This window comes from uncultured Bacillus sp., from assembly GCF_958411575.1.
Lineage (GTDB): Bacteria > Bacillota > Bacilli > Bacillales > Bacillaceae > Bacillus > Bacillus spizizenii.
Window position 1 is genome coordinate 1 of sequence record NZ_CATYRA010000024.1, and the last position, 7,550, is coordinate 7,550.

The 7,550-nt window shown below is 46.8% G+C and carries 6 protein-coding genes; 2 read left to right on the forward strand and 4 right to left on the reverse strand.

What is annotated here, in order from left to right:
- Positions 1-171 precede the first annotated feature (171 nt).
- From Q5C82_RS20425 to Q5C82_RS20440, 4 genes are all read right to left on the reverse strand, one after another.
- Positions 172-1,344 (reverse strand): iron-containing alcohol dehydrogenase, encoded by a 1,173-nt coding sequence (locus Q5C82_RS20425; RefSeq protein WP_014562320.1) that lies wholly within the window; start codon positions 1,342-1,344, stop codon positions 172-174.
- Positions 1,345-1,496: 152 nt separating this feature from the next.
- Positions 1,497-1,814, reverse strand: a complete 318-nt coding sequence (locus Q5C82_RS20430) for a hypothetical protein (RefSeq protein WP_021815959.1) — start codon at positions 1,812-1,814, stop codon at positions 1,497-1,499.
- On the reverse strand, positions 1,795-3,087 hold the full coding sequence (locus Q5C82_RS20435; protein ID WP_035430785.1) for a Y-family DNA polymerase: 1,293 nt from the start codon (positions 3,085-3,087) through the stop codon (positions 1,795-1,797). Before Q5C82_RS20435 ends, Q5C82_RS20430 begins: the two co-directional genes overlap by 20 nt.
- A gap of 155 nt (positions 3,088-3,242) precedes the next feature.
- On the reverse strand, positions 3,243-4,229 hold the full coding sequence (locus Q5C82_RS20440; RefSeq protein WP_003681913.1) for a LacI family DNA-binding transcriptional regulator: 987 nt from the start codon (positions 4,227-4,229) through the stop codon (positions 3,243-3,245).
- Between the two features lie 157 nt (positions 4,230-4,386).
- Between Q5C82_RS20440 and Q5C82_RS20445 the strand changes: the two genes are divergently transcribed.
- Positions 4,387-6,081: an alpha-glucosidase gene (locus Q5C82_RS20445; RefSeq protein ID WP_023466314.1), complete on the forward strand. Its 1,695-nt coding sequence runs from the start codon at positions 4,387-4,389 to the stop codon at positions 6,079-6,081.
- 8 nt (positions 6,082-6,089) lie between these two features.
- Entirely contained in the window at positions 6,090-7,427 is a 1,338-nt protein-coding gene (locus Q5C82_RS20450) for an SLC45 family MFS transporter (RefSeq protein WP_003681915.1), read from the forward strand.
- The last annotated feature ends 123 nt before the right edge of the window (positions 7,428-7,550 follow it).

A 7,550-nucleotide genomic window follows, 5' to 3' on the forward strand; every position in this document is an offset into this window, starting at 1 on the left:
TTTCTAATGGAATGTTGTGGTGACACCATTAAAGACCTTTATGGGTTTTTCTGTCTAATATGTTCAACTTAAATTTTACAATCTACCAAATACTAAAAAAGTCATCCGCAGATGAGGTTTTCACCTGCGGGTGACTTTTTCGTTGCTAATTAAATGTGCCCACACCGTTAATTAGTAAATACCATCGTATGCCTTTTGGTAAAGGTCAATGATGTCTTGCTTCGTACCCTTACGTGGGTTGGAGAATGCGTTCCCATCCTTCAGGGCATTTTCAGCCATCAATGAGAAGTCTTCTGGCTTAGCACCGATTGCCTTGATGGATGATGGAATACCAACTGCCTTGCACATTTCACGCATCCCGTCGATTGACTTCTCGGCAGCTTGCATGGTGGTCAGGCCGGTGGTGTCATAACCCATGATCCGGGCCAGTTCGGCGAACCGATCTGGGCAAGCAATCAGGTTGTACTCTTCAACCGTGGTCAGCAGCAATGCACAGCAAACACCGTGTGGAGCATCGTATTGACCACCGAGTTGGTGAGCCATGGCATGAACGTAACCCAGGTTGGCGTTGTTGAAGGCCATCCCGGCCAGCATTTCAGCTTCAACCATCTTGGTCCGTGCTTCAACATTTTGACCATTGGCAACAGCTTCTGGCAATGCTTCTTGGATCAGTTGGATAGCTTCCTTACATTGACTGTCCGTGATTGGGTTGTGGTCAACAGAAACGTATGGTTCGATTGCTTGAACAAAGGCGTCACAACCGGTAGCAGCAGTAACTGACTTTGGCACACCGAGCATCAGCATTGGGTCGTTGAAGGATACCAACGGAATGTTACGCCAGGAAACAACAACGAACTTCAGGTGGTCTTCTTCGTTCGTGATAACCGCGTGCCGGGTCAATTCTGAACCAGTCCCGGCGGTGGTGTTAACAGCCATCAGAGGTGGCAGTGGGTTGTCCAGCGTTTCAATTCCGGCCAACTTAGTGATGTCATCACCGTTAGTCAGGATAATACCGATTCCCTTACCACAGTCGTGAGCAGAGCCCCCACCAACAGTGATGATGGAGTCACACTTCTCTTCTTCGTACATCTTCTTACCAGCCTTGATGTTACGAATCTTTGGGTTAGGTTCAACACCGGTGAAGATGGCGTAGTCCACGCCAGCCTTCTTCAGTGATTCAATCGTTTGAACAACGGGGCCGTTTTCGATCTTTTCCAAGCTCTCTTGGGTAACGACCAGTGGCTTGTGCATGTTAAGCATCTTAGCACGGTCACCAATCTTGGCGATAACACCAGGACCAAAGAAGTTAACACTTGGCATTAAGAAATCAAATTGTCTATTCATAAATAGTAGCCTCCTCACGGCATTTGAATACGCTTCCATAATCACATAGTTTTTCAACAAATTCAAGGAAACACGGTTATTTCTTGCAATCTACCATTTAAAAAACTGCGTGGCCACCTTGTCAGCCTCTTGATCATCGTAAAACTGCATTCTCATCGAAAGTTCCTCCTCATTTTGCGGACCTGGTCATCAGGAAAGTTTAGGTAGTTGAGCGTGAAATGATACGTTTGACGAACATCAGTTATAATATCAAGCAACTCAGAATAATCACAATCAGCCAGTCGAGCAATGGGGATGGACCGGCTGTAGGCGTTGCGCGGCTGAATGTTGAGAAACAGATTATAGCCATGCTCCGGCTCATAGTAGACCACGGAGACCCAGTATCTGGTGCGCCAGCGATTGGTGAAGCAGCGCTTGATTCGCTCACATATTTTTTCGCTTTCGGTTTCTTTATTCCAAGCTTTGTCCACCGGCATGACCTCCTACCAACTGGCTTCTTTCGATAAACGTGCCACCCTTCTCCAAGCTAGACGCCCGCATGATTGACGTCTTGCCAAAGCGTTTGCGGATGGCGTCAACGGTGTCTTCCAGCTTAACCATGTCGTATTTGGGCGGATTGAACAGATCGAGCTGCTCGCCATAGCGGTCAGCCAAGCGAGTCGCGGCCACGCTGATGCGGCGAACCGGCGATACTCCATCCCAGTATGTATAGAACAGATAAAGCAGCTGCCCATTGATGAGGTTTGAATCGACCGTTGAATCGGAAAGCTTCAGCGAGTGGGCAAAGCCGGTTTCTTCCGTTGGCGTGCTCAGCGAATAGCCGATTGAAAGGTACACGCCCCCTGCCTGCTTGTCGTGCGCGCGGAGCCGAGAAGCTACCTGTGAACCGATTTCTCGAATGACGACTTCAATCTCCTCGGCTCTCGTATAATCGTGCGGTAGGACCTGCGAATTGCCCAGGCTCTTGTCTTTTGGCAGGACTTCCTCAGCGAGGTCGGTGCGATCGATTCTCCAGGCAGAGGCGTACAGCTGCGCGCCGATAACGCCCATCTTTTCCTTGAGAATGAACGGGTCGGCATGAGCCAGCTCAGCCATGGAATGAATCCCCAGTCCGGCAAGACGTTTGGCGGTTCGCTCGTTGATGCCCCAGGCATCAGTGATCTTAGGGATGGACCAGATCTTTTTTTTGACCGTGTCATAGGTAATCTCGCCAATGAAGCGTGGATCATGCTTGGCATAGACGTCCAACGCAATCTTGGCCTGCAGCGGATTTTCGCCCACGCCTACCGTGGTAACCAGCTTCAGGCGGTCATGAACGGTCTTTTGGATCTTTTTAACGACCGCAATTGGATCATCCCCGAACAGTTTCCAGGAATGAGTGATGTCCAGAATCGACTCGTCAATCGAATACGGCAGCAGGTCCTCATCAGCCATGAACTCGCGATAGATGTTGTTGACCTCAATGTTCTTTTCGATGTACGTATTCATCCGTGGCGGCACCACAATCAAATGGTTGTCGTGCGGCAGATCACGCTGACGATTGACGTTGGAGATGCCGTAAAGCTTTTTGGCCATTGGAGATGATGCCAGCACCAGCCCGCCATTGGTATTTTCGGCTTCTGACATGACTACGAGCGGCGTGGTGAGCGGATCCAGCCCGCGCATAGTGCACTCAACCGTGGCATAGAATGATTTGTTATCAATGACCAGGAAAATTCCCCGCGGCTCTTCTGAACAGTCCATCTTGCTGCCCTCCTCGAACTTCTGTTTGCATTCTATTACAATGTGCGAATGAGTGTTCGTAAAGATGGAAATGATGATAAAGGGTTTGAGAGTAACAATACGGCAAGCAGGCCCGTGGAGATTCCACGAGCCTGTTTTTGATTGCCAGAACTGCACTATGACTGAGCTGAATTGTATTTGGCAACAGAGCCACGTTCCTTTATTTGATATGGCAACTCAACTGAAGAAACATTCTGGTTGGTCAAGTGTTCAATTGCCAACCGTCCCATCTGCTTGAATGGCTGATCAATCGTTGTGATTCCCGGATAGATCATACTGGCTACTGATGAGTTGTCAAAACCCAGAACTGCCAATTGCTTAGGTACTTTAATGCCGTGTTCCTGAGCGGCATAGATAACCCCGGCTGCGGCATCGTCACTGGCTGCAAAAATTGCCTCGGGAAGTTCTCCTTTTGCTAAAAGAAGTTCTGCGGCCTGCTTTCCTGCTGCAAACGAGTAGTCGCCGGGAATAATAGATGGTGTAAGTCCAGCTGACTCCATTGCTTTTTGATATCCTGCGCAACGCGTTCTCCCAGTTTGCGGGTCGCTGGTATCTACGGCAATCAGAGCAATCCGTTGGTATCCGCGGCTGATTAGATAATTGGTCCCTGTAGTGGCGGCTTTTAGGTTGTCGATGGAAATCATTGGTTGGTTGGAAACTTTGACGCCTAGAGAAATTAATGGCAGCTGCAGTTGATCAAGTAGTTTCAGATTGTTCTCATCAAATTGAACCGAAACTGAAATGATACCGTTGACTTTGCGCCCAGCCATTAGATTTAGGCATGTCTTCAGTCGTTCAGAGTCATTTAAGCCACAGTGAGCCAAGAGAATTCTTCCGCCATTTTGGTAGGCCCAATCTTCAATGCTGTCGATAATGGGGGCGGCAAAGCTCGTTGTGGCATTGGTTACGATTACTCCAATCAGATTTGAGGTCTGTGCAACCAGATTAACGGCAGCTTCGTTTTTTTGATAGTGTAGCTCATCTGCAATTTTCTCAACCCGACGGCGAGTTTTTTCGCTGTATCCCCCACTATGGTTTAATACGCGAGAGACGGTTGATGGAGTTACTTTTGCTAGTCTGGCTATGTCTTTAATCGTGGCCATCGGGATCCTTCTTTCAAAAAAAGTTATTGACTTTTTAAGTTAGCTGTATTTATAATACTCCGTGAAAACGGTTACTTATGCCGTTTTTATTATTTTAGCATTTACTCAAACGTTTGCGTAACTTTTATTTTTAATTTTTTTACAAGGAATGATAATAATGGCATATACACCAAAATGGTGGTGGCAAAATTCAGTTGTCTACCAAGTCTATCCACGGAGTTTTCAAGACAGCAATCATGATGGCATTGGTGATTTAAAAGGAATCATCAGTCGGCTTGACTATATTAAAAAACTAGGTGCTGATATTATCTGGCTCAATCCAATCTACCGTTCGCCAAACGTTGATAATGGGTATGACATCAGTGATTATCGGGCAATTGATCCAACTTTTGGCTCATTGACCGACTTTAAGGAGCTGCTGACAAAGGCTCATGAACTTGGATTAAAAATAATGATGGATCTGGTGGTCAATCACTCATCAGATGAAAATGAATGGTTTAAGCAAAGCCGCCAAGGAAAAGAAAATCCATACCGTGACTATTATATCTGGCGTGATCCAGTCGATGGCCATGAACCAACTAATTGGGGATCATACTTCTCTGGTTCAGCTTGGCAGTACGATGAGACAAGCGGTCAATACTACCTTCACCTGTTCGCTGTAAAGCAGCCGGATCTAAACTGGGAAAATGAAGCCGTTCGTCATTCGGTATACGACATCATGAATTGGTGGGCAGATCTCGGTGTCGATGGATTTCGAATGGATGTCATCAACTTAATTTCAAAACCGGCTGTCTACAAAGACGTTCCGACCGCGCCCGGAATGCAGTATGGCGATGTCGAACCGGTTGTTGCCAATGGTCATCGGATGCACGAATTCCTTCAAGAAATGCATCAAGCTGTAATGGCCAAGCATGATTTGGTAACAGTTGGCGAAACGCCTGGTGCCACAACAGATGATGCCAAGAAGTACGCCAACCTTGAACAGACTGAGCTGAACATGGTTTTTGAGTTTGAGCATGTCGGCTTAGACGATAACGACAACCCAGCTTTAGTAAAATGGAGCGACAAAAAAGTCAGTCTGCCAGAATTGCGAGATAACCTGGTGAAATGGCAGACTCAGCTGAATGGTAAGGCTTGGAACTCGCTTTACTGGAACAACCATGATCAGCCACGCGTCGTATCCCGTTTTGGCAATGATGATCCAAAATATCGTGTCGTTTCGGCTAAAATGTTGGCAACAATGCTGCACTGTCTGCAAGGCACGCCTTATATCTACGCAGGTGAGGAACTGGGAATGACCAACACGACCTTTAACTCTTTGTCTGACTATCGTGATTTGGAGAGCATTAATGCCTACCATCAGCTGGTTGACGAAGAGCATCTGGTTGATGGAAAGACAATGAGCAGATATCTGGCAATTCATTCTCGGGACAATGCCAGAACGCCAATGCAATGGGATGACAGCAAGAATGCCGGATTTTCGGATGCTGAACCTTGGATCGCGGTCAATCCCAACTATTCAGAGATCAACGCAAAGGCGGCACTGGCGGATCCATCATCCGTCTTCTATCACTACCAGAAACTCATTCAAATGCGCCATGACTTGCCAGTAATGACAGAAGGAAAGTTTGCGTTGGTCAATGGCAACGAATTGGATGAGCAGGTCTTTGCTTACACGCGTGATGATGGAGAAACAACGCTGCTTGTAGTAGCCAACTTTACTAAGGAAACAATCAAGCGAGAATACGCGGCTGGTCAAGGCAAGCTCTTATTAAGCAACTACGAGAATGTCATGGGAGAAACTCTGCGTCCATATGAAGCTAAAGTATATGAATTCAGTTCAAAGAGGTAACAAGTAATATGGAAAATCAAAAAACAACTACGGGACTGCCGAGTCTGCCAATAAGTACCCTGTTTGCCATGACTTTTGGGTTCTTCGGCGTTAACATGGCATTTTCGCTGCAAAGCTCGCAAATGGGAAGAATCTTTCAAACAATCGGTGCTGATCCGACCAAGCTTGGCTTCTTCTTCATTTTGCCGCCACTGATGGGAATGATCGTTCAACCATTAGTCGGCAAGTATTCTGACTTAACATGGAATCGATTTGGTCGTCGGATGCCTTATCTTTTGGTCGGCGCACCAATTGCGGCTTTGGTTCTGATCCTTCTGCCCAACGCGGGATCATTTGGTTTCGGGTATGGTTCATTAGCCGCGCTTTGGTTTGGTGCAATTGCGGTTCTATTCATGGATCTGTCTTCAAACGTCTGCATGCAGCCATTCAAGATGATTATTGGTGATATGGTTAACGAGGATCAGAAAGACTTTACTTGGTCCTGGCAACAAATCTTCTCTAACATGGGTGGAATTCTAGCAACCTTAATGCCATTCATCATGACGCTTTTAGGGGTTTCCAATACTGCTAAGAAGGGCTCCTTGCCTAACTCAGTCATCTGGACCTTCTACCTGGGCGCAGCTGTACTGCTCTTAACCAGTATCTTCACGCTGGCCAAAGTTCATGAATACAACCCTCAAGACTATGCCAAGTACCATGGCGTTGATATTGCAGCCAATCAAGAAAAGCTTAGTTTCGCAACTTTGCTGAAGAACGCACCTAAGGCATTTTGGCAGATCTCTCTCGTTCAGATGTTCTGTTGGTTTGCGTTCCAATACCTTTGGACTTACGGTACTGGTGCTGTTGCAAAGAATGTCTGGAATGTAACTGATCCGTCAACGGCTGGCTATCAGGCTGCCGGCAACTGGTTCGGTGTTTTATCCGCGGTTCAGTCGATTTCAGCCGTACTGTGGGGAATGGTTCTGTCAAAGACCAAGCCAAACCAGCGCAAGACGATGTATCGTTTAGGTCTGGTTCTTGGCGGACTTGGCTTTATGTCAGTGTTCTTCATTCACGATAAGATGCTTTTGATTCTTTCTTTCGCTCTGATCGGCATTGGCTGGATTTCAATGAACTCGATTCCGTTTGCCCTGCTGACGACTGCGCTGGCCGGTAAGCATGAAGGGGCATATCTGGGATTGTTCAACTGCAGCATCTGCCTGCCGCAAATCATTGCTTCCGTTGCCAGCTTTGCCATCTTCCCATTGATTGGCAAGTCCATGCCGGGGATGCTCCTTTTGGCCGGTATTGTTTTTGCCAGCGGCGCACTGTTTGTCAACCGAATTCAAGAACAGCCCAATGCTTAATTGAAGTAGTTTATCGTTTACTCATATCTATCCTAAAAATCTTAAAAAATGAAATCCCTGTCTCAAAATGGCTATAATCCCCTTAAAGGTAACAAGTATGAAACCCAAGACTTATTATCGCTA

Coding starts and splice junctions, on each gene's coding strand:
- Q5C82_RS20425 (WP_014562320.1), bottom strand. CDS start 1,344: ATGAATAGACAATTTGATTTCTTAATGCCAAGTGTTAACTTCTTTGGT.
- Q5C82_RS20435 (WP_035430785.1), bottom strand. CDS start 3,087: ATGGACTGTTCAGAAGAGCCGCGGGGAATTTTCCTGGTCATTGATAAC.
- Q5C82_RS20440 (WP_003681913.1), bottom strand. CDS start 4,229: ATGGCCACGATTAAAGACATAGCCAGACTAGCAAAAGTAACTCCATCA.
- Q5C82_RS20445 (WP_023466314.1), top strand. CDS start 4,387: ATGGCATATACACCAAAATGGTGGTGGCAAAATTCAGTTGTCTACCAA.
- Q5C82_RS20450 (WP_003681915.1), top strand. CDS start 6,090: ATGGAAAATCAAAAAACAACTACGGGACTGCCGAGTCTGCCAATAAGT.